Origin of the sequence: Streptomyces sp. HUAS ZL42, assembly GCF_040782645.1 — a bacterium.
In the GTDB taxonomy this organism is placed as follows: Bacteria; Actinomycetota; Actinomycetes; order Streptomycetales; family Streptomycetaceae; genus Streptomyces.
In genome coordinates, this window is record NZ_CP160403.1 from 3,602,114 (window position 1) to 3,621,702 (window position 19,589).

Genomic DNA, 19,589 nt, shown 5'->3' on the forward strand with positions numbered 1-19,589 from the left:
GTGGGTCCGGTAAGTGCATAATCGCACCCAGCCGGACATACGGGAGGACAGCACATGGCGTGGCTGCTGGTCATCGTGGCCGGGTTGCTCGAGACCGGTTTCGCCGTGGGCCTCAAGCTCTCCCACGGCTTCACCCGTTTCTGGCCGACCGTCGCGTTCTGCATATTCGCCCTCGGGAGCTTCGGCCTGCTCACCCTGTCCCTGAAGAAGCTCGACGTGGGCCCCGCCTACGCGGTGTGGACCGGCATCGGCGCGGCGGGCACCGCGATCTACGGGATGGTGTTCCTGGGCGACCTGGTGTCCGTCCTGAAGATCGTCTCGATCAGCCTGGTGATCATCGGCGTGATCGGCCTGCAGTTGTCGGGCTCCGCGCACTGAGGCGCTCGGGCCTGTCCGGCGGATCATGCCGCAGACGCGGGGAGCGGGGCGCCCCGCTCCCCTGCGCTGAACAGGCGACGCTGCTTCCCTGCAACTGATCCGCCGGACAGGCCCTACTAGGCCGGCACCTGCCGGTGGAGTGCGCTGCGCACCAGGTCGGCGACGCCGCCCTCGCCCGGAGGAGCCGACACACAGGAAAGGGCCAGCCGCACGACCAGTTCGCACGACCGGGCCAGTTCGGCGACGTCCGCCTTGTGCGCATGGGGGCCGGCCAGCACCGCGACGGCACGGTCGCGGACCAAGGTCACGAAGTCGCCGGGTGAGGGCAGCGGCCCGTCCGCGCGCCGCTGCGCCGGTACGGCCGAGGAGGACGGCACCGCGGACAGCGTCGGCGAGGGCAGTCGCTCGCTCCAGCAGCCGGTGAGCATGGCCCGTACGATCGCGTTCTCGCGGGCGGCGGAGGCGGTCCACTCGGCGGTCGCGGTCAGTCTCTCCCGGAGGTCGGCGGGCGTGGTGAGCGCGCGTTCGACCCCGGCGAGATACCCGTCCGCTTCCCTTCTGACGAGCGCCCGGGCAAGGCCTTCCTTGCTCCCGAACTCGTTGTAGAGGGTCTGCCGGGACACTCCGGCCGCCGAGGCGACGTCCACCATCCGCACGGCGGACCACGACCGACGCGCCAGCGCCGTGAAAGCGGCGTCCAGCAGGGATTCCCGCGCTGCAGGCATCATCGCCTCCCCGGGGCGAGCGACTCTGCGCCCAGATTTGACGCGTACGGGAGCACTGTCAAGGGTTCGCGAGGGCATCGGGGGGGCGCGCTTCGGCCTCGGTACGCCGCCAACCCGCGGACGGCCACCGCTCGTCGAGCCGCGAGCAGCCACTCCGCCCATCCGCGGGCAAGCCGTGCCGCTGGGGCGGCACGACTGGGCGCGGACGGGCTGCGCGCCCCACCCCACCACAGGCGGCCCCCACCAGCGCCGGACTACGCGACCCACCGCAGGCGGCACCCCGCCGGCACCGGACTACGCGACCCACCGCAGGCGGCACCCCGCCGGCACCGGACTACGCGACCCACCGCAGGCGGCACCCCGCCGGCGCCGGACTACGCGTGCGCCCACCCACCACAAGCGGCACCCCGCCGCAGGCGACACCCCACCCGCGCCGGACTACGCGTGCGCCCACCCACCACAAGCGGCACCCCGCCGCAGGCGACACCTCGCTGGCGCCGGGCTACGCGACCCACCCGTCGCAGGCGGCACCCCGCCGGCGCCGGACTGCGCGACCCACCCCGCCCCGACAACACCGGGCACCTCCTGACCGGCATCCCCCTGGCTGCAGGCGATCCGCATCCGCCGGCCGCAGGCGCTCGCTCGCTCGACCACCCCCGCCCGCACCGGCACCCTGCACGCGAGCACCCCGGGCCCCCTATAGCCCCGTACCGACCACGACGGATACCGTTCGCTACATGCCCGACTACCTCGACGACCTCCGCCTCGCCCACGTCCTCGCGGACGCCGCCGACGCGGCCACCACGGCCCGCTTCAAGGCCCTCGATCTCAAGGTCGAGACCAAGCCGGACATGACCCCGGTGAGCGAAGCGGACAAGGCGGCCGAGGAACTCGTCCGCGGCCAGCTCCACCGCGCCCGCCCCCGCGACGCGATCCTCGGCGAGGAGTACGGCATCGAGGGCACGGGCCCCCGCCGCTGGGTGATCGACCCCATCGACGGCACCAAGAACTACGTGCGCGGCGTCCCCGTCTGGGCCACCCTCATCGCCCTGATGGAAGCGGCAGAAGGCGGCTACCAGCCCGTCGTCGGCGTGGTCTCCGCCCCCGCCCTGGGCCGCCGCTGGTGGGCCGCGAAGGGCCACGGCGCCTTCACCGGCCGCAGTCTCTCCTCCGCCACCCGCCTGCGCGTCTCCCGCGTCTCGAAGCTGACGGACGCCTCCTTCGCGTACTCCTCGCTCTCCGGCTGGGAGGACCAGGGCCGCCTGGGCGGCTTCCTCGACCTGACCCGCGAAGTGTGGCGCACGCGCGCGTACGGCGACTTCTGGCCGTACATGATGGTGGCCGAGGGTTCGGTCGACATCTGCGCGGAACCGGAACTCTCCCTCTGGGACATGGCCGCCAACGCGATCATCGTCACGGAGGCCGGCGGCACCTTCACCGGCCTCGACGGCCGCCCCGGCCCGCACAGCGGAAACGCGGCCGCGTCGAACGGCCTGCTGCACGACGAGTTCCTGGGGTATCTCAACCAGCGCTACTGAGAAGCACGAGGTAGGCGCGCACGCCCGCAACCAGCCGCACGCGCCCCCTTGTTGACCCGCGCTTTACCTGCGACTCTGAGAGTCCCCCCACTTGTGAATTTGTGAATCCGTGAACTAACTCACCCGCCTCACCGACCGACCGGGGGTCGGCGGGCCGAAGCGGATTCCCCTAGGAGGTGGCTCCATCCCATGCTCGTCCGCGACGCCATGAGCACAGTGGTCCTCACCATCGGCCCCGCCCACACCCTCCGTCAGGCCGCCGCCCTGATGTCCGCCCGACGGGTCGGCGCGGCGGTGGTCCTCGACCCCGACGCCGGCGGCATCGGCATCCTCACCGAACGCGACATCCTCAACTCGGTCGGCCTAGGCCAGGACCCCGACACCGAACGAGCCCACGCGCACACCACCACCGACGTCGTGTTCGCGGCCCCGTCCTGGACCCTGGAGGAGGCGGCCCACGCCATGGCCCACGGCGGCTTCCGTCACCTCATCGTCCTCGACCGCGGCGAACCGGCCGGCATCGTCTCGGTCCGCGACATCATCCGCTGCTGGGCGCCGCTACGGCAGCACGCGGGCACCCTCACCGGTTGACATAAGGCGGCGCCTGCGCGGACCGCGCCCGCGCGGGCGCCACACTTAGATGATGTCTAAAACGAGCTGATCTCCAAACTCACACCCAATCGGAAACTATTTCCCTTGCTGTTAAGCTGGCCTGTATGAGTGACCTTCTGGAACGGCTGCGCGGACGCGGATGGCGGATGACCGCGCAGCGGCGTGTCGTGGCCGAGGTCCTCGACGGCGAACACGTCCACCTGACGGCCGACGAGGTCCATGCGCGGGCTGTCACCAAGCTGCCCGAGATCTCCCGGGCGACCGTCTACAACACGCTGGGCGAGTTGGTCTCCCTCGGCGAGGTGCTCGAGGTCTCCACCGACAAGCGCGCCAAGCGGTACGACCCGAACGCGCACCGTCCGCACCACCACCTGGTCTGCGCCCAGTGCGGCCAGATCCGGGACGTCCACCCGAGCGGCAACCCGCTCGCCGACCTCCCCGACTCGGAGCGCTTCGGCTTCACGGTCTCGGATGTCGAGGTCACCTACCGCGGCATCTGCCCGAACTGCGCGGCGGCGTAAGCTTTTCCGGCCTTTCTCCGAAGCCCCGGCTCCTGATGGACGCCGGGGCTTCGTGCTGCCCACAGGCTCCCCGAATCTGACGGCCCGTCGCCTACAGGAAGGATGCGACGTTCGTCACATTCCTCGCGAAGCTCCTGAACGGAGGAACTCATCCTGAAGTCGACGCCCTCTGCGCATGGACTGGGAGAGCTCATGATCCACCGCTGAACACACCGAGGGCCGGAACCCTTTCGGATTCCGGCCCTCGGCCTTCAGTAGCGGGGACAGGATTTGAACCTGCGACCTCTGGGTTATGAGCCCAGCGAGCTACCGAGCTGCTCCACCCCGCGTCGGTGAACGCAACGTTACGTCAACGGTGGGGACGGAAGCAAATCGCTTACGAGGCGGTCGCCCGTCGGGCGGGCAGTCGTGCAGCCCCGGCACCGTCACGCCGACAGCTCCTGCCCCAGCGCGTCACGCAGCCGCGCCGCCCGCTCCGCAACCTCCGCCGGTCCCAGGGCCACCGCCCGATCAGCCCACCGCTGCCCCTCCGCCAGTTCCCCCCGACGCGCGTAGACCAGAGCGAGCCGAAGCGCCGCCCGACCGTGGCCCGCGTCAGCGGCCCGCGTCCACCACACCGCCGCCTCGGGCTCACTTCCCTCCCGCGCCAGCAGCAGCCCCAGATTGAACGCCCCGTTGCGCGACCCGGCCTCCGCGGCCTGCCGGTACCACCGCGCCGCCTCCACGACATCGCCCCGCGCGGCGGCGAGCATCCCCACCCGCACCTGCGCCCGCCGATGCCCCTGCGAGGCCGCGCGCTCGTACCACTCCTCACATTCGGTCTTCTCGTGCACGGCCTCGCCGAGCTCATGCGCGGACACCGCCGGCCGGCGCGCGTCGAGCACGGCGGCCAGCCGGTATGCCGCCTCCGCACTGCCACCGCCCGCGGCGCACCGCAGATGCCGTTCGGCCTCCCGCTCGTCCCCGTCGCGCAGCCGGGCGATGCCGACCTGCAGCGCTGCCTCCGTGTGCCCGGCGGCCGCGGCCCGCTCGTACCACCGCAGGGCGACCGGCTCCTCGCTCCGGCCCGCGAACAGGATCCCCAGGTTGAACGCGGCGTCCACGCTCCCGGCCTCCGCGGCCTTGGAGAACCAGGGCTCGGCGCCCGTCGCGTCCCCGCCCTGCAGCAGCAGGATCGCGAGCGCGTTCGCCGCCTCCCGGTGCCCGGCGTACGCGGCACGCCGGTACCACTGCTCGGCCTGCGCGGTCCGTCCCTGCTCGGCGCAGAGCAGACCGAGGTTGTACGCGCCGTTGTCGTCACCGGCGTCCATCGCGGCCCGGTACCACCGCTCGGCGGTCTGGGTCTCCCCGCGCTCGGCGTGCAGGGCGCCCAGCGCGTTGGCCGCGTTGCCGTCGCCGTCCTGCGCGGCGCGCAGCCACCACACGGCGGCGCTCTCGCTGTCGCCCGCGTCCCGCAGCAGGAACCCGAGCGCGCAGGCGGCCCGCGCCTCGCCGTCCTTGGCGGACGTCAGGTACCAGCGGCCGGCCTCCTTGAGGTCCCCCCGCTTCTCCAGGATCGCCCCGAGGTGCAGCGCGGCACGCCGGTGCCCGCGCGCGGCGGCCTGGCGGTAGAACTGCTCGGCCTGCTCCTCGAGAGCCCGGCCGGTACTGTCGTCGCCGTCGCTCTCCAGCCCGGCCTGCCGGTCCAGCGCCCGCGCCAGCCGGTACGCCGCCTCACGATGCCCTTGCTCGGCCGCGGACCGCATCCACTGCTCGGCCCCGTCGTCACCGCGGTGCTCCAGCAGATCGGCGAGCGCGTACGCACCCAGCGCGTGCCCCTGTTCGGCGGACTGGCGCAGCCAGTACTCGGCGGCGGGCTCGTCCCCGCGCTCACGGTGGTGCCGTCCCAGGGCGTGCGCGGCGGCCGCGGAGCCGGCGACGGCGGCGATCCGCCACCATCCGGCGGCCTCCTCGGCGTATCCGCGCTGGTGAAGCAGGACTCCCAGGTTGTTGGCGGCGGCACGGTCACCGGCCGCGGTGGCGGCACGCAGATGGGGCTCGGCTCCGTCGAGATCGCCACGGCGCAGCAGCATGCTTCCGAGGACGCTCATCGCCTCGACGTCGCCCGCCTCGGCGGCGAGTCGTCGGCGTGCCTCCTCGGCGGCCTCCCCGGCCTCGTCCCGGCCGGAGGGCTGCACATATCGCCCTGTCTCGAACAGAGTTGCCTTGTCCCCCATAACGTCCATCGTCGCACCACCTGCAACCTGGGTACACCTGGTATACCGCAGCCAGTGAGGTCACTTCAGCGTTTTGTCGACATGCCCACAGAGAGACAAGTCAAACACACAACCACCAACTCCCGGAGGCGGCGCGGCCGTCCCACCCGTCGGCACATGCGTTCGCACACCACGAAGGCCCGGATCCTTTGAGGATCCGGGCCTTCGTATTGCAGTAGCGGGGACAGGATTTGAACCTGCGACCTCTGGGTTATGAGCCCAGCGAGCTACCGAGCTGCTCCACCCCGCGCCGTTGTGCGGCAACCGTATCACGGCGCGGGACAGGGCTTTTGATCAGCCGCTCGGACTGCTGCTCGGACTGCTGCTGGGGCTGCTGCGTGGACTGCTGGTCGGACTCGGGCTGCTGGTGGGCTTGTTGCCGCTGCCCTTGCTCGCCTCGGCCTGGGCGTCCTCGGCCCGTTGCAGCGCCGCCTCGAGATCCTTCTGCGCCTTGCCGTACGCCTCCCAGTCGCCCTTCTTCAGGGCTTCCTGGCCGGCGTCGAACGCCTTCTGGGCGTCCTCCAGCGCCTGTTGGACCGTCGGGTTGCCGGTCGTCGGCGGAGGGGTCGTGCCCTCGTCCGGTGGCACGGGTGTCGTACTCTCCGCTCCGAAGACCTTGTTGAGGGCCTCGTCGAGGGTGTCCTCGAAGGCGGTGTTGCCTCCGTAGGTCACCAGGACCTTGCGCAGCAGTGGGTACTTGAGTCCACCACCGCGTACGTAGACAGGCTCCACGTACAGCAGGCCTCCGTCGAGCGGCACCGTCAGCAGGTTGCCGTACTCGACCTCGGAATCGCCGCCCTTCAGCAGCCTGATGGACTCCGCGATGTCCTGTTCGGAGTTGAACTGGCTCTGGACCTGTTTGGGGCCGTCGACGGTCGTACTGGTCGGCAGTTTCAGAATTCTGATCTTGCCGTAGTCGGGCGTGCCCGCCTCGGCGTCGACCGTCATGAACGCGCTGAGGTTGTCCCGGCCGTTGGGCGTGAACGTCGTCGTCAGCGAGAACGCCTGCTGCGTCTGGTCCGGCATCTTCATGCTCAGGTAGTACGGCGGCACCGTCTCGCCCGACTTGTTGGTCGGGTCGTCCGGCACCTGCCACACCTCGCTGCCGCTGAGGAACGTCGTCGCGTCCTTCACGTGGTAGCGGGTCAGCAGCTCGCGCTGGACCTTGAACAGGTCCTGTGGGTAACGGAGATGGGCCATCAGCGACGACGAGATGTCGGTCTTCGGCTCCACCGTGCCGGGGAACGCCTTCATCCAGGTCTTCAGGATCGGGTCCTCGGTGTCCCACTGGTAGAGCTTGACCTCACCGGTGTACGCGTCGACGGTCGCCTTCACCGAGTTGCGGATGTAGTTGACCTGGTTCTGCTGGGCCACCACCGCACGCGAGTTGTTGGTCGCGGTCAGCGAGTCGGCCGTGGTGTCACCGAGGGTCGTACGGGAGGCGTACGGGTATCCGTTGGTGGTCGTGTACGCGTCCACGATCCACTGGATCTTGCCGTCCACCACCGCGGGGTAGGCGTCGCCATCGATGGTCAGCCACGGGGCGACAGCCTCGACGCGCTCCTTCGGCGTGCGGTTGTACAGGATCCGGGAACCCTCGCCGATCGCACCGGAGTAGAGGATCTGCGGCTCGCCGAACGCCACCGCGTAGGCGGCCCGGTTGACCGGGTTGGAGAGGTTGACCCCGCTCTTGCCCGTGTAGCTGGTGGTCTTCTCACCCTGGTCGTCGGAGTAGTCGATCTCCTTCTGGGGACCGCCGACGATCGAGTACGTGGTCGTCTTCTCGCCGTAGTAGATCCGCTGCTGGTACGTCCCGAGGTCGCCCTGGGAGGGCAGGTCGGACTCGGTGTAGACCGGGCGGCCCTCGGCGTCGGCGGTGGTGCCCTTGGCGGCGACCGCGCCGTAGCCGTGGGTGTAGCGGAAGTGGTTGTTGATCCAGTTCTTCTTCGGGATGCCGGCCAGGTTCAGCTCGCGCAGACCGATGACCGTGTCCTGGTCCGTGCCCGCCTTGGTGCTGTAGCGGTCGACGTCCAGGTTGTTCGGGAACGCGTAGTAGTTCCGCATCTGCTGGAGCTGCTGGAACGTCGGCGAGACGATGTTCGGGTCCATGATGCGGATGCTCGCCGTGGGGGCGACGTCGTCCCGCAGCTTGGCCTTGTCCGTGGTGGTGGACTTGCCCGAGTACTCGGTGACCTTGGCGCCGTCGATCCCGTACGCCTCGCGCGTCGCCTTGAGGTTCTTCTCGACGTACGGCGCTTCCTTGGCCTGCTCGTTGGGCTGGACCTGGAACTTCTGGACGATCGCCGGGTAGAGCCCGCCGATGAGGATCGCCGAGAGCACCATCAGGCCGAAGCCGATCACGGGCAGCTGCCAGGTGCGCCGCCACAGCGTGGCGAAGAACAGCAGCGCGCAGATGACGGCGATGCAGAACAGGATCGTCTTGGCCGGGAGGTAGGCGTTCGCGTCGACGTAACGCAGGCCCGTCCAGTTGTCGGTGGCCTTGAAGTCACTGGACTTCACCGCCAGGCCGTACCGGTCGAGCCAGTACGCGACGGCCTTCAGCGCGACGAAGAGGCCGAGCAGCACGGACAGGTGCCCGGTCGCGGCGGCGGTGGCACGCGCGCCCGGGGAGGTGATCCTGAGCCCGCCGTACAGATAGTGGGTGAGCGCGGCGGCGATCAACGACAGGATCGCGGCGGCGAAGCCGAAGCCCAGCAGGAACCGGTACCAGGGAAGGTCGAAGGCGTAGAAGGAGACGTCGAGGTGGAACTGCGGGTCCTTCTGGTTGAAGGGCACGCCGTTGACCCACATCAGCCAGGTCCGCCACTGACTGGAGGCGGAGGCACCGGCGATCAGGCCCACCAGGGCGGTGATGCCGACCAGCAGCCACCTCTTGTACGGCGCGATCCCCATCCGGTAGCGGTCGAGGCTCTGCTGCTCCATCGACATCGCGCTCAGCGGCGGGCGCAGCCGGTGGGCCAGCCAGATGTTGAAGCCGACCGACAGCGCCATCAGCAGGCCGAAGACGAAGAACAGCCCGATCTTGGTCCACAGGGTGGTGGTGAAGACGGACGAATACTTCACCGACCGGTACCAGAGCCAGTCCGTCCAGAAGCCCGCGAACATCGTGAACGCCATGCCGAGAACGGCAAGGACGCCCAATGTCATGAGCAGGGACCGGACACGCCGGGACGGGCGGCCGACTCTGATCCGTGGCCCCGTCGGGCCTCCGCCGCGGTCCGGCATCTGGAAAGCCAAGGTAGGCACCTCGAAGTTCGCTGTTGATCCGTCAGGCCCGCGTGTTCGTGGACCCGCCGTGGCCCCCCGTGATCGTGAGCCCACACCTATGCAACTTACTCACCGTTTACTCGGTTCCCGATTCCGGCCGGGAACGAGGCAGGATTGTGACCATGTCCAAGACTCCCATGGCGGCGAACCCGCTCACCCGGGCCGTGCTCGAGATCGACGAGTACGCCTCCGGCCTCGGCTGGGACCAGCCCGCCCGCCTCTTCGCCCTCGTAGACACCACGCAGCTGCGGGCCCAGGAACCCTCGCTCGCCGCCCAGCTCGGCCTGGAGGAGGAGCAGGAGAGCGCCGGCCTCACACCGATCGAGCAGGACGAGATTCCAACGGACAAGCCGCTCGACGAGTTCCTCGGCAGGATCGCCTGGCCCGACGCGGTGGTCGGCTGTGCCCTCACTGTGGAGCGCCTGATGCTGCCGCCGTCCGCGGAGGCCCAGGTCCCGGAGGGCCTGAGCGAGGCGAAGCTGGCGAAGTGGGTGGCCGGGCATCCCGAGCGCCAGGAGGTCCGCATGACCGTCGCGGTGCTGCGCGACGGCGCGCGTGAGTCGGCGCTGCGGCTGCGGGAGAAGGACACTCCGACGGAGGTCCTCACGGGCCCCGAACTGGTCCCCGGTCTCGCGGAGGCATTGGCGGCGACGTTCGAGGAGTAGCCCTCCGCGCTATCCGGCCGCGCATTTCGGCAGGTCGGCGGTGTCGCCGCTGCGGATGTCCTCGAGGGCGTCGAGGGCGTCGTCGATGGTGTTCACCTTGACGAGCCGGAGACCGCTCGGGGTGTCCTTGGCGGCGGCCGCGCAGTTGTCCGCCGGGGTCAGGAAGTACTGGGCACCCTTGCTGCGCGCGCCGACGGTCTTCATCTCGATGCCGCCGATCGGCCCGACCTTGCCGTCGTCGTCGATCGTCCCGGTGCCGGCGACGAACTTGCCGCCGGTCAGGCTGCCCGGGGTGAGCTTGTCGTAGATGCCCAGCGCGAACATGAGGCCCGCGCTGGGTCCGCCGACGTCGGCGAGCTTGATGTCGATGGTGAACGGGAACGTGTGATCCGTGCCCGCGGAGATCCCGACGATGGCGCGCTTCTCACCGCTGTCGTCGGACGTCGCGGTCGTGATGGTGACGTCCTGGGTCTTGGTCGCCGTCTTGTTCGCCTTCTCGGCGGCGGCCTGCTCCTTGGCGGGCACGATCGTGAAGACGACGTCCTGACCGGGCTCGTGTTTCGTCACCAGCTTGGCGACGTCGGAGGGCTGCTTCACCACCGTGCCGTCGACGGCCTTGATCACGTCACCGGCGTGCAGCTTGCCCTCGGCCGGGGAGTCCTTGACGACCGTCGAGACGATGACCCAGGACTCCACCGGGACGTCGAGTTCCTTCAGGGCGGCCACCTTGGCACTCTCCTGGGACTGGCTGAACTCCTCGGCGTTCTCCTGGGTGGACTCCTCTTCGGTCTTGCCGTCCGGGTAGAGGGTGTCGTGCGGCACGACCTTGTTGTCATGGGCGAGCCACCCGTAGACGGCCTCGACGAGGTTCATCTTGTAGTCGGCGCTGGTGACCCGCACGGTGGTCATGTTCAGGTGACCGCTCGCGGCGTAGGTCTTGTGCCCGGAGATCTGCAGCACCGGCTCGCCGCCATGCTCACCGAGGGTGTTCACCGTCGGCCCCGGGGACATCTCCGAGTACGGCACGGGGATGAACACCCCCGCGCACAGGAGCGCGATCAGCATCAGGGTGGAGGCGAGCATCGTCGCGGTGCGGCGTGGCATGCCTCGACAGTACGGGACGCTCCTGTCAGAGCACCGTCAGGGCCACCCAGGTCACAGTCCGGGGTGCGACTTCTCCATGGCCGCACGGAACCGGGCGTACCCGTCCAGCTCGGGCCCGTCGCTGCGCGCCGTGCGGGTGCGGTTGGCCCAGGTGCCCCACAGCCCCGCGCCGATCGCAGCCACAAGCGGAATCAGCAACCAGACGAGCACCCCCATCGCGACCTCCAACCCCAACTGACCGAACGGAACTGACTGATCAGCAGATTAACCATCCGCACTGACAACGCTCACGTCAGGGGTGCGGTTACGCAACCGGAAGAGCGGAGGACGGGTTGGGCCGGCGCACCGACGGATTCAGCAGGCGCCCACCTGCCCTCCCGTCGCCCGACCACCACTCCTCAACGACGGCGCTACGCGCCGACCCATTCATCGGTCCCGTCGGAGAACCTCTGGTGCTTCCAGATGGGCACTTCGTGCTTGAGATCGTCGATCAGCTTCCGGCACGCTTCGAAGGCCTCACCGCGGTGCGGACACGACACGCCCACGACGACGGCGAGATCCCCGACCTCGAGATCCCCGACGCGATGCACCGCGGCCAGCGCCCGCACCGGATACTCGGCGACGACCTTCTCCGCGATCCGCCGCATCTCCGCCTCGGCACTGGGATGGCAGGAGTACCCGAGCGCATCGACGTCGGCACCCCCGTCATGGTTGCGCACGGTCCCCACGAACAGGGCGATCCCCCCGGCCGCGTCGTCCCCCACGGCCCGGAAGACCTCGTCCACGGAGAGTGGTGTCTCCCGGATGCCGATCAACTTGATGGCGTCCTGAGCCCCCTGCTCGCCGGGGTGATCATTGGTGGCTGTCATGGCTCCATCGTGCCGCACGTCGCTGACGACGGGGAATGGCGTTATCGTCCGGCACGCGTGCGTGGGCGATTGGAGCCTCCTACAGGCGGCCGGTTCCGTACAGCCGCGGGCGGTCGTGCCGCTGGGGCGGCACGGGTGGGCGCGGGCGGCACCCCGTCAGCGCCGGGCTGCGCGACCCACCCCACGCCCGCACCAACCCCGGGCACCTCTCAAGACACGCCCGCTTGGAACACCGCTTCCTCAAACCCTCCGCCGAGCCTTCCGAGCCCTCCGCACCACAGCCGCCGCCCCCAGCAGAGCCACCGTCGCCCCCGCGGCCCCCGCCGCAGTCGCGTCCTTCCGCCCCAGCCGCCGCCCGGCAACCGTGTGCCTCCCGGAAACCTCCTCCAGCAGCTCCGCGAGCACCTCCTCGTTGGTCCACTGCGGCCGCCACCCCGCGTCATGGAGCCGGCTCCCACTCACCACCCAGGGATACATCGTGTACGCCAGATCCCCAGCCGGAGACGGTGTCAGCCCGATCCGGTGCAGCCGAGCCGCCGCCCCCAGCGCGACAGCGGACGGCAGTTCCATCCGCCGGATCCCGCTGAGCTCCTCGACCTCCTCCTGCTCCAGCCACCCGTCGCACCCGACGGCGAGCTCCCCGTCGACCTTCTCCAGAACGGCGTACTCCAGAGCACCGCACAGATCCTCGACGTGGCAGAACTGCCAGGCGGGCCGCGACCCGGCGACCACCAGCAGCCGAGGGGACTCGAAGTACCTGGTCAGCGCGGTGTCCGTGCCCCCCACCAGCACTGCGGGCCGCACCACGGTGACATTGAGCCCCGGATGCGCCCGCGGCGCGCGCCGCGCGAGCCGCTCGATCTCGAGCAGATCCCCGACGCCGGTCGCCTCGGCGGTCGCCCGCAGCTCCGCGTCCTCCGACAGCGGCAGCTCGTTGTCCGGCAGCGCCCCGTACACCATCGCGGACGTGCACAGCACCACGCGGTGCACCCCGGCCGCCGCGGCGGCGGTCAGCACGGTCTGCGTCCCCCGGACGTTGTAGGCCGTTCGGGCGGCCGTGTCACTCCCCAGGTCCAGATCGAGCGCGAGGTGCACCACCACGTCCGCACCGCGCAGCTTGTCGGCGATGGCCGGGTCGCGCACGTCCAGGATGTGCCACTGCGCCGCGGCGCACTCGCCGCGCCGCTCATCGATGGCGATGACCTGCTTGATCTCCTCCGAAGCGGCGAGTCGCCCGGTGAGCAGCGCGCCGACGCCGGACGCGGCACCGGTGACCGCGACGACGGGCCCGCGCGCGGCGGGCGAGGTGGTTGACCGGTTTCGCGCTGCGCGAACCTGCGGATCTGGGGAACTCACCGGGCGTCTCCAGCGGTTGTCTTCAGTACGAGCGCGAGTGACGCGTCCGTACCAGGTGGCATCCATCCTGCCGCAGGCCAAGAGTCGGCGAAGCACCGAGGCTCGAAGCGCCCTTGGTGTCTACGCTGGGTGGTGTTATCGGGCAGTCGTGCCGCCGGAGGCAACCGGTGGCCTTACCAGCCGAGGAATCCCGTGAGTGACACCCCATTCGGATTCGGCCTTCCGCCGGAGGAGCCGGAAGACGGCGACGAGGGCAAGAAGAAGGACCAGCAGAGCGGTGGTGGTCAGGGACCGGACAACCCGTTCGGCTTCGGACTGCCCGGCGCCGGAGGCTTTGGCGGCCCCGGCGCGGACAATCCGCTCGCTGCCATGTTCGGTTCGCTGAACCCCACCGACCTGGGCGCCGCGTTCCAGCAACTGGGCCAGATGCTCTCGTACGAGGGCGGCCCGGTGAACTGGGACATGGCCAAGCAGATCGCACGCCAGACGGTCGCCCAGGGGACCGCCGACGGCGTCAAGGACGCGAGTGTCGGCCCCGGCGAGCGCACCGCGGTCCAGGAAGCCGTCCGTCTGGCCGACCTGTGGCTGGACGACGTGACGTCCCTGCCGTCGGGTGCCGCCTCCGCCGTGGCGTGGAGCCGCGCGGAGTGGGTCGAGGCCACTCTTCCCGCCTGGAAGGAGCTCGTCGACCCGGTCGCCGAGCGCGTCGGTAACGCCATGGGCGACGTCCTGCCGGAGGAGATGCAGGCCATGGCCGGCCCGCTGATCGGCATGATGCGCTCGATGGGCGGCGCCATGTTCGGCACGCAGATCGGGCAGGCCGTGGGTGTACTCGCGGGCGAGGTCGTCGGCTCCACCGACATCGGCCTGCCGCTCGGCCCGGCCGGCAAGGCCGCGCTGCTGCCGGTCAACATCGAGACGTTCGGCAAGGACCTGGGCGTGGCGAAGGACGAGGTGCGGCTGTATCTCGCCCTGCGCGAGGCTGCCCACCAGCGTCTGTTCGCGCACGTTCCGTGGCTGCGCTCACACCTGTTCGGCGCAGTCGACGGGTACGCGCGCGGGATCAAGGTCGACACGGCCAAGCTGGAGGACGTGGTCGGCCAGTTCGACCCGCAGAACCCGGAGCAGCTGCAGGACGCCCTGCAGCAGGGCATGTTCCAGCCGGAGGACACCCCCGAGCAGAAGGCCGCCCTGGCCCGTCTGGAGACGGCCCTGGCGCTCGTGGAGGGCTGGGTCGACGCGGTGGTCCACGCGGCGGCGAAGCCGCGCCTGTCGTCGGCGGACGCGCTGCGCGAGACGCTGCGCCGCCGCCGGGCCACGGGCGGTCCGGCCGAGCAGACCTTCGCCACGCTGATCGGTCTGGAGCTGCGCCCCCGCCGCCTGCGTGACGCCTCCCGTCTGTGGGCCTCGCTCACGGACGCGCGCGGTGTCGACGGCCGGGACGCCCTGTGGGCCCACCCGGACATGCTGCCGACGGCCGGCGACCTGGACGACCCGGACGGCTTCGTGCACCGCGAGCAGCTGGACTTCTCCGAGCTGGACAAGATGCTCGGCGAGGCGGCGAGCGGCGGCCACACGCCGAAGCCGAACCTGAAGAAGGACGACGAAGCCGAGGGCGACGACGCCGAGTGAGCCTGTACGACGACGCGGTCCTCGTTCTCAAGGGGTTCGAGGACCAGGAAGAGCTGCGCCAGGCCTACCTGGACCATCTCGCGGCGCACCCGGACGGCATGTGGAAGGCCTGCGAGGACGGCCATCTCACCGCGAGCGCCCTCGTGATCGACCCGTCGCGCGGGCGTGTTCTGCTGACCCTCCACAAGAAGCTCCGCATGTGGCTGCAGATGGGCGGCCACTGCGAGCCGGGCGACCTCACCCTTGACTCCGCTGCTCTGCGTGAGGCCACCGAGGAGTCGGGCATCGAGGGGCTGACGCTGTTGCCCGGCGGCCCGGTGAGGCTCGACCGGCACCCGATCCCGGCGCCCTGCCACTGGCACTTCGACGTCCAGTACGCGGTCCTGGCACCGCCGGACGCGACTCATGCCATCAGCGAGGAGTCACTCGACGTGCGCTGGTTCCCGTACGACGAGGTGGCGGACGTGGCGGACGAGTCCGTCGTCCGACTGCTGGAGGCGACACGGTCAAGGCTTCGGCCCTGACGCATGTGTAAGGGGCGGCCACCCGGCCGCCCCTTACATCCGCTGTCCGTCCGGTCAGCTCCAGACGTTGCCCTGGTTCTGCCCGCGGGCCCCGTGCTGCCCCATGCCGTACTGCGCGGCGAGGCCCTGCCCGATCTGGGCGTTCTGCGGCGGCAGCAGTTCGCTGGGCTGGACGAGCGCGTAACCGCTGCCCATGAAGCTGAGCTCCCAGCCCTCGCCGGTGTTGCCGCGGCGGCGCCACACCCCGGAGGAATGCGTCTGAGCCTGCATCTGCACACGCAGCCCGGTGGACCAGGCCACGATCGCGTCGGCGTCGCAGTTGACGTACTTGTCGGGCGTGACCTGCATCATCAGCGGAGCGCCCGAGGTCATCAGGGCGACCCGGCCCCGGCCGGTGATGTTGAGCTGGTACTTACCGGAGCCGGAGATGCCGTAAAGGCTGTCGACGGCGATGACCTCGTGGTGCAGCGAGGAGTCCATCGCGAGCACGTAGCTGCTGTCGACCGTCAGCCCGTCCTGCTCCACGTCCACCAGGTGGATGTACTGGGCGAGGTTGGCGAGGTAGACCGTGCCCTGCCCGTGGCAGCGCATCAGGTCCAGGCCCTCGCCGGTGCGGGCACGCGCGCGTGACTGCTGGTTGCTCCGGTACTCGGCGTCGAACTCGACGAGTCCCTGATAGGCGACCATGGTGCCCTTGCGGGCGAGGATGTCGTCGTGACCCTCCAGGGTGACACGGAGCATCTGCTTGCTCTGCAGGCTCCAGCGCTCCTGGGTCTGCTGGTCGTTGTAGGCGAAAAGCGGGCTCTGCATGGCGTTTCTGGCTCCCCCTCAGCCCCGGAACCGGAGGCGGTCGGTGCTGTCCTCGCTGGGCTGGACGACGACGATGCCCTGGCCCGAGAAGGCCATCTGGTACGCCTCGCCGCTGCCCCGGCCGATCAGTGACTGCGCCTTGAAGCTGCGCTTGCCCTTCACCTTGAGGTTCGGGGACCAGGCGACGAGCGCGTCCGGGTCGACGTACGTCTCGTCCTCACCGCCGCCGCAGTCGACGACGATCGGCTTGCCCCGGGAGGTCAGCGCGACCCAGCCCTGCCCGGAGATCTTGGTGTTCCACAGGCCCTGCCCGGCGAACTTCGCCAGCCCCTTGACCCGCTCGACGCCCCACGTCAAGTGGGCGTCGAAGGCGAGCAGGTTGGTGGCGTTGACGGAGATCCCGTCGCCGTTGAGGTTGATCACGACGACGTCGGCGCCGTAGTCGGCGAGGTAGAGCAGGCCGTCGCCGGAGCACTTCATCAGGGGCGCGCCCTCACCGGTGGCCCAGTCGCGCGCGATCTGGCGCACGGCCGGCGGGTTGGGCTCGTACTGGACGAAGCCTTCGTAGGCGACCATCGAGCCCACGCGCGCGAGGAGGTCGTTTCCGGTCTGCATGGCGACCTTCAGCATGTGGTTGCCGTGGTTCTCCATGCGGGCGGTGACGGGTGCGGGAGCGTAGCCCGCGAGCGGCTGGTTCATGACGGGCTCTCCCTCAGATCTCGTACGGCTGGACGACGATGAAGTTGCCGGGCGCGCCCCGGAACTGGAGGTTGACGCTCTCTCCGGTGTCGCCGGCGTACGCGTTGCGTCGCATGCGCACCTGGCTGGAGACGACCACCTGGGAGGCGGCCGACCAGGCGACCACCGCATTGCAGTCGGCGAACGTCGTGGGGGTGACCGGCAGCACCACGGGCGTGCCGTGCGTCTTCACGACGATCGTGCCCGTGCCCTGGAACTGCATCGTGAACAGCGCGCCGCCGGGGATGCCGTGTCCCTCGATGCGGCGGACCTCGTACTGGAGGCTCTCGTCGAAGGCGAGGACGTTCTCGGCGGAGACGCAGATCGCGTCGCCCTGGAGCTCGACGGGGTGCAGATGGGTGGAGTTCTCGGCGAGGAACACCTGTCCCTGGCCGGTACACCGCATCAGCTGCATCTCCTGACCGGTCGCGTTGCCCACGACCCGGCCGGCGAACCCGGCGCCCTTGTAGCTGAAGTCGACCTTGCCCTGGTAGAGCACCATGCTGCCCTGCCGGGCCAGCACGGGCTGGCCGCCGATGCCGAGGTCGACGCGGACCATCTTCCGGTTCTGCTGAGTCCAGCGCTGCCCGGTGGGCGTCTCCTTGAACTGCTGGAGCGCGGCGGTCACACCGGCGCCCTGGGGCGCGCCCTGCGGCACTCCGTACGGTGCGGCCTGCTGGCCCGGGACCTGCCCGAAGGGGGGCTGCTGGCCGTAGCCGGGGGGCGGGGTCGGGGCCTGCGGCTGTCCGTAGCCGGGCGGCGGAGCCGGGGCCTGCGGAGCCTGGGGCTGACCGTAGCCCGGAGGCAGCGGGGCCGTCTGGCCAGGAGCCTGGCCGTACGGGGCCTGCTGCTGGCCGGGCTGCCCGTACGGTGCGGGCGCCGGGGCCGGAGGCGGCACCTGGGCACCGCCGGGAGGCGTCATCGGCGCGATGATGGTGGGCGCGGCGTGGACGGACGGCGCGGGTGCGGGGGCCGGGGGCGGAGTGGCGCCCGGCGGGGGCGCGAACCCCTGCGCGGCAGGCTGCGGAGCCGGGGCGGGTGCCGGGGCGGCGGGGGCGCCGAACGCGGGCGGCGCGGCGGCCTGGGCGGGCGGTGCGAAGCCCGGGTTGGCGCCGGCCTGCGGCTGCTGGGGAGCCGCAGGAGTCTCCTCCTCGGCGACCTCGCCACCGAAGTTCTTCAGCAGTGCGTCGAGGCCACCGTCGAAGCCCTGCCCGACCGCGGCGAACCGCCAGACGTCCTTCAGATAGAAGTCGCCCAGCATCACGGCCCGTTCGGTGGAGAACTCCGAGCCGTTGAAGGAGTACCGGGCCACCTCCTCGCCGCCCGCGACGATACGGATGTATCCAGCGTTGATCTGCGACATCTGCCCGGCGCCGTCGATCGTCGCCGTGAACGACAGCTTGTGGATCTGCGACGGGATCCGGTCGAGCGTGACCCGGAACGACTCCGTGTCGCCCGCCTGGGCACCCAGGAGCTGGATGGACTCCTCGGGGGACTTCGGCTGGTTGAAGAAGACGAAGTACCGGTCGTCCGAGAGCCGTTCGTCGGCGTCCAGACCGAAGCAGCTGATGTCGAAGGTCAGTCCGGGGCCGGTGATCTGCACGCCTACGTACAGATCGGTGCCCGCGGTGAGGTCACTGATCCTGGCCTTGTGGCCGCGTTGGAATTCCCTGGCCATGCGTAACGACCGTCCCCCATCCCGAATGTGAGTGCGTCGCGCCAGGCTAACGGCAAACTCGGACACCGGACGAAGTCGGTACAGACCCGGTACACAACCTCTGCCCGGGGACGGCCGTCACTCGCTGCGAGCGCCCGGCAGATGGGGCAGCCGGTCGGCGGCCACCACCCCTTCGAGAAACCCCCGGGCCCGCTCGGTCCTCGGATACGCCTCGAGGAGCCGCCAGAAGTCGGGGCCGTGCCCGGGCACCAGAAGATGCGCCAGCTCATGGACGAGGACGTAGTCGATGACGTACTCGGGCATGCCCTGCAGACGGTGGGACAGACGGATACTGCCCTCGGCCGGGGTGCACGAGCCCCACCGGGTGTTCTGGTTGGTGACCCAGCGGACCGAGGCGGGCCGCGCCCGGCCGTCGAAGTACTGGGCCGACAGCCGCTCGGCGCGCTCGGCCAGTTCGGCGTCGCCCGGCACCCGCCTGCTCTCCTGTGCGGCCAGCTTGTCGAGCATGACGGTCACCCAGCGCTGCTCCTCCGCCTCCGACATCCGGGCAGGGATGAGTACGACGGTGCGATCGCCCTCGCGGTAGGCGGAGACCGTCCGGCGTCGCCGGGTGCTCCTGCGTACCTCGATCGCGCTCGCCCCCGAGCCGCTCGGCGGCTGGCTCGTCGTGCTGCGCTGTGGCGTTCCGGCGCGGTGCAGTGGGTCGGCGGGCACGCCCTGACGTTACCCGCTGCACACGGGGGAAGTCCCCTCTCCGGGACGGTTCGATGCCGATCCCCCACATGCGTTTGATTTGTAGGACTGATTTGTACGACGAATTCCGCAGCCTGTGGACAACCTTCGTCGCCCATCGAAGCGGGCCGGGCATGCTGGCACTCGTCGGCGGAGCGAGGTCG

Annotated in this window: 18 protein-coding genes and 2 tRNA genes; 7 read left to right on the top strand and 13 right to left on the bottom strand. The window is 70.2% G+C overall.

Features of this window, described 5'->3' with window-relative positions:
- Positions 1 to 54: 54 nt before the first annotated feature.
- A complete protein-coding gene (locus ABZO29_RS16350) occupies positions 55 to 378 on the top strand; it encodes a multidrug efflux SMR transporter (RefSeq protein WP_367320925.1) in 324 nt (107 codons plus the stop codon).
- Positions 379 to 494: 116 nt separating this feature from the next.
- On the opposite strand, the gene ABZO29_RS16355 is transcribed toward ABZO29_RS16350, so the two are convergent.
- Entirely contained in the window at positions 495 to 1,106 is a 612-nt protein-coding gene (locus tag ABZO29_RS16355; RefSeq protein ID WP_367320926.1) for a TetR/AcrR family transcriptional regulator, read from the bottom strand.
- A gap of 734 nt (positions 1,107 to 1,840) precedes the next feature.
- Between ABZO29_RS16355 and hisN the strand changes: the two genes are divergently transcribed.
- The 3 genes from hisN (at position 1,841) to ABZO29_RS16370 (ending at position 3,774) form a co-directional block, all read left to right on the top strand.
- The gene (gene hisN / locus ABZO29_RS16360) at positions 1,841 to 2,641 is read left to right on the top strand and encodes a histidinol-phosphatase (RefSeq protein WP_367320927.1); all 801 of its coding nucleotides are present in this window, start codon (positions 1,841 to 1,843) and stop codon (positions 2,639 to 2,641) included.
- 189 nt (positions 2,642 to 2,830) lie between these two features.
- The gene (locus tag ABZO29_RS16365; RefSeq protein ID WP_367320928.1) at positions 2,831 to 3,232 is read left to right on the top strand and encodes a cyclic nucleotide-binding/CBS domain-containing protein; all 402 of its coding nucleotides are present in this window, start codon (positions 2,831 to 2,833) and stop codon (positions 3,230 to 3,232) included.
- A 125-nt stretch (positions 3,233 to 3,357) separates the two neighbouring features.
- Positions 3,358 to 3,774, top strand: coding sequence for a Fur family transcriptional regulator (locus ABZO29_RS16370; protein WP_367320929.1), 417 nt, complete (start codon positions 3,358 to 3,360; stop codon positions 3,772 to 3,774).
- A 255-nt stretch (positions 3,775 to 4,029) separates the two neighbouring features.
- On the opposite strand, the gene ABZO29_RS16375 is transcribed toward ABZO29_RS16370, so the two are convergent.
- The 4 genes from ABZO29_RS16375 to ABZO29_RS16390 form a co-directional block, all read right to left on the bottom strand.
- A tRNA-Met gene (locus ABZO29_RS16375) sits at positions 4,030 to 4,103 on the bottom strand.
- 96 nt (positions 4,104 to 4,199) lie between these two features.
- On the bottom strand, positions 4,200 to 5,999 hold the full coding sequence (locus ABZO29_RS16380; RefSeq protein WP_367320930.1) for a tetratricopeptide repeat protein: 1,800 nt from the start codon (positions 5,997 to 5,999) through the stop codon (positions 4,200 to 4,202).
- Positions 6,000 to 6,205: 206 nt separating this feature from the next.
- Positions 6,206 to 6,279 (bottom strand) — tRNA-Met (locus tag ABZO29_RS16385).
- A gap of 44 nt (positions 6,280 to 6,323) precedes the next feature.
- The gene (locus ABZO29_RS16390; protein WP_367326151.1) at positions 6,324 to 9,275 is read right to left on the bottom strand and encodes a UPF0182 family protein; all 2,952 of its coding nucleotides are present in this window, start codon (positions 9,273 to 9,275) and stop codon (positions 6,324 to 6,326) included.
- Positions 9,276 to 9,439: 164 nt separating this feature from the next.
- Between ABZO29_RS16390 and ABZO29_RS16395 the strand changes: the two genes are divergently transcribed.
- Entirely contained in the window at positions 9,440 to 9,982 is a 543-nt protein-coding gene (locus ABZO29_RS16395) for a PPA1309 family protein (RefSeq protein ID WP_367320931.1), read from the top strand.
- Between the two features lie 9 nt (positions 9,983 to 9,991).
- On the opposite strand, the gene ABZO29_RS16400 is transcribed toward ABZO29_RS16395, so the two are convergent.
- The 4 genes from ABZO29_RS16400 to ABZO29_RS16415 all read right to left on the bottom strand — a co-directional run bounded on the left by ABZO29_RS16400 (position 9,992) and on the right by ABZO29_RS16415 (position 13,311).
- On the bottom strand, positions 9,992 to 11,086 hold the full coding sequence (locus tag ABZO29_RS16400) for a PDZ domain-containing protein (protein ID WP_367320932.1): 1,095 nt from the start codon (positions 11,084 to 11,086) through the stop codon (positions 9,992 to 9,994).
- 51 nt (positions 11,087 to 11,137) lie between these two features.
- On the bottom strand, positions 11,138 to 11,302 hold the full coding sequence (locus ABZO29_RS16405) for a hypothetical protein (protein WP_367320933.1): 165 nt from the start codon (positions 11,300 to 11,302) through the stop codon (positions 11,138 to 11,140).
- A 194-nt stretch (positions 11,303 to 11,496) separates the two neighbouring features.
- On the bottom strand, positions 11,497 to 11,955 hold the full coding sequence (locus ABZO29_RS16410; protein ID WP_367320934.1) for a molybdenum cofactor biosynthesis protein MoaE: 459 nt from the start codon (positions 11,953 to 11,955) through the stop codon (positions 11,497 to 11,499).
- 240 nt (positions 11,956 to 12,195) lie between these two features.
- Positions 12,196 to 13,311: an SDR family oxidoreductase gene (locus ABZO29_RS16415; protein WP_367320935.1), complete on the bottom strand. Its 1,116-nt coding sequence runs from the start codon at positions 13,309 to 13,311 to the stop codon at positions 12,196 to 12,198.
- Positions 13,312 to 13,503: 192 nt separating this feature from the next.
- On the opposite strand from ABZO29_RS16415, the gene ABZO29_RS16420 reads away from it, so the two are divergent.
- Entirely contained in the window at positions 13,504 to 14,943 is a 1,440-nt protein-coding gene (locus ABZO29_RS16420) for a zinc-dependent metalloprotease (RefSeq protein ID WP_367320936.1), read from the top strand.
- Positions 14,940 to 15,467 carry an NUDIX hydrolase gene (locus ABZO29_RS16425; protein ID WP_367320937.1) on the top strand — a complete coding sequence of 176 codons (528 nt, stop codon included), beginning with the start codon at positions 14,940 to 14,942 and terminating at the stop codon, positions 15,465 to 15,467. The genes ABZO29_RS16420 and ABZO29_RS16425 overlap by 4 nt, the downstream gene beginning before the upstream one ends.
- A 54-nt stretch (positions 15,468 to 15,521) precedes the next feature.
- On the opposite strand, the gene ABZO29_RS16430 is transcribed toward ABZO29_RS16425, so the two are convergent.
- The 4 genes from ABZO29_RS16430 to ABZO29_RS16445 form a co-directional block, all read right to left on the bottom strand.
- Positions 15,522 to 16,277 carry an AIM24 family protein gene (locus ABZO29_RS16430; RefSeq protein WP_367320938.1) on the bottom strand — a complete coding sequence of 252 codons (756 nt, stop codon included), beginning with the start codon at positions 16,275 to 16,277 and terminating at the stop codon, positions 15,522 to 15,524.
- Positions 16,278 to 16,295: 18 nt separating this feature from the next.
- The gene (locus ABZO29_RS16435) at positions 16,296 to 16,976 is read right to left on the bottom strand and encodes an AIM24 family protein (protein WP_367320939.1); all 681 of its coding nucleotides are present in this window, start codon (positions 16,974 to 16,976) and stop codon (positions 16,296 to 16,298) included.
- A 13-nt stretch (positions 16,977 to 16,989) separates the two neighbouring features.
- A complete protein-coding gene (locus ABZO29_RS16440) occupies positions 16,990 to 18,693 on the bottom strand; it encodes a TerD family protein (protein WP_367320940.1) in 1,704 nt (567 codons plus the stop codon).
- A gap of 117 nt (positions 18,694 to 18,810) precedes the next feature.
- The gene (locus ABZO29_RS16445) at positions 18,811 to 19,407 is read right to left on the bottom strand and encodes a M48 family metallopeptidase (protein ID WP_367320941.1); all 597 of its coding nucleotides are present in this window, start codon (positions 19,405 to 19,407) and stop codon (positions 18,811 to 18,813) included.
- Between the last annotated feature and the right edge of the window lie 182 nt (positions 19,408 to 19,589).

What these genes read in the sequence shown, in the direction of transcription:
- ABZO29_RS16350 (WP_367320925.1), top strand. Translation starts at nt 55, where the DNA reads ATGGCGTGGCTGCTGGTCATCGTGGCCGGGTTGCTCGAGACCGGTTTC.
- ABZO29_RS16355 (WP_367320926.1), bottom strand. Translation starts at nt 1,106, where the DNA reads ATGATGCCTGCAGCGCGGGAATCCCTGCTGGACGCCGCTTTCACGGCG.
- hisN (WP_367320927.1), top strand. Translation starts at nt 1,841, where the DNA reads ATGCCCGACTACCTCGACGACCTCCGCCTCGCCCACGTCCTCGCGGAC.
- ABZO29_RS16365 (WP_367320928.1), top strand. Translation starts at nt 2,831, where the DNA reads ATGCTCGTCCGCGACGCCATGAGCACAGTGGTCCTCACCATCGGCCCC.
- ABZO29_RS16370 (WP_367320929.1), top strand. Translation starts at nt 3,358, where the DNA reads ATGAGTGACCTTCTGGAACGGCTGCGCGGACGCGGATGGCGGATGACC.
- ABZO29_RS16380 (WP_367320930.1), bottom strand. Translation starts at nt 5,999, where the DNA reads ATGGACGTTATGGGGGACAAGGCAACTCTGTTCGAGACAGGGCGATAT.
- ABZO29_RS16390 (WP_367326151.1), bottom strand. Translation starts at nt 9,275, where the DNA reads ATGCCGGACCGCGGCGGAGGCCCGACGGGGCCACGGATCAGAGTCGGC.
- ABZO29_RS16395 (WP_367320931.1), top strand. Translation starts at nt 9,440, where the DNA reads ATGTCCAAGACTCCCATGGCGGCGAACCCGCTCACCCGGGCCGTGCTC.
- ABZO29_RS16400 (WP_367320932.1), bottom strand. Translation starts at nt 11,086, where the DNA reads ATGCCACGCCGCACCGCGACGATGCTCGCCTCCACCCTGATGCTGATC.
- ABZO29_RS16405 (WP_367320933.1), bottom strand. Translation starts at nt 11,302, where the DNA reads ATGGGGGTGCTCGTCTGGTTGCTGATTCCGCTTGTGGCTGCGATCGGC.
- ABZO29_RS16410 (WP_367320934.1), bottom strand. Translation starts at nt 11,955, where the DNA reads ATGACAGCCACCAATGATCACCCCGGCGAGCAGGGGGCTCAGGACGCC.
- ABZO29_RS16430 (WP_367320938.1), bottom strand. Translation starts at nt 16,277, where the DNA reads ATGCAGAGCCCGCTTTTCGCCTACAACGACCAGCAGACCCAGGAGCGC.
- ABZO29_RS16435 (WP_367320939.1), bottom strand. Translation starts at nt 16,976, where the DNA reads ATGAACCAGCCGCTCGCGGGCTACGCTCCCGCACCCGTCACCGCCCGC.
- ABZO29_RS16440 (WP_367320940.1), bottom strand. Translation starts at nt 18,693, where the DNA reads ATGGCCAGGGAATTCCAACGCGGCCACAAGGCCAGGATCAGTGACCTC.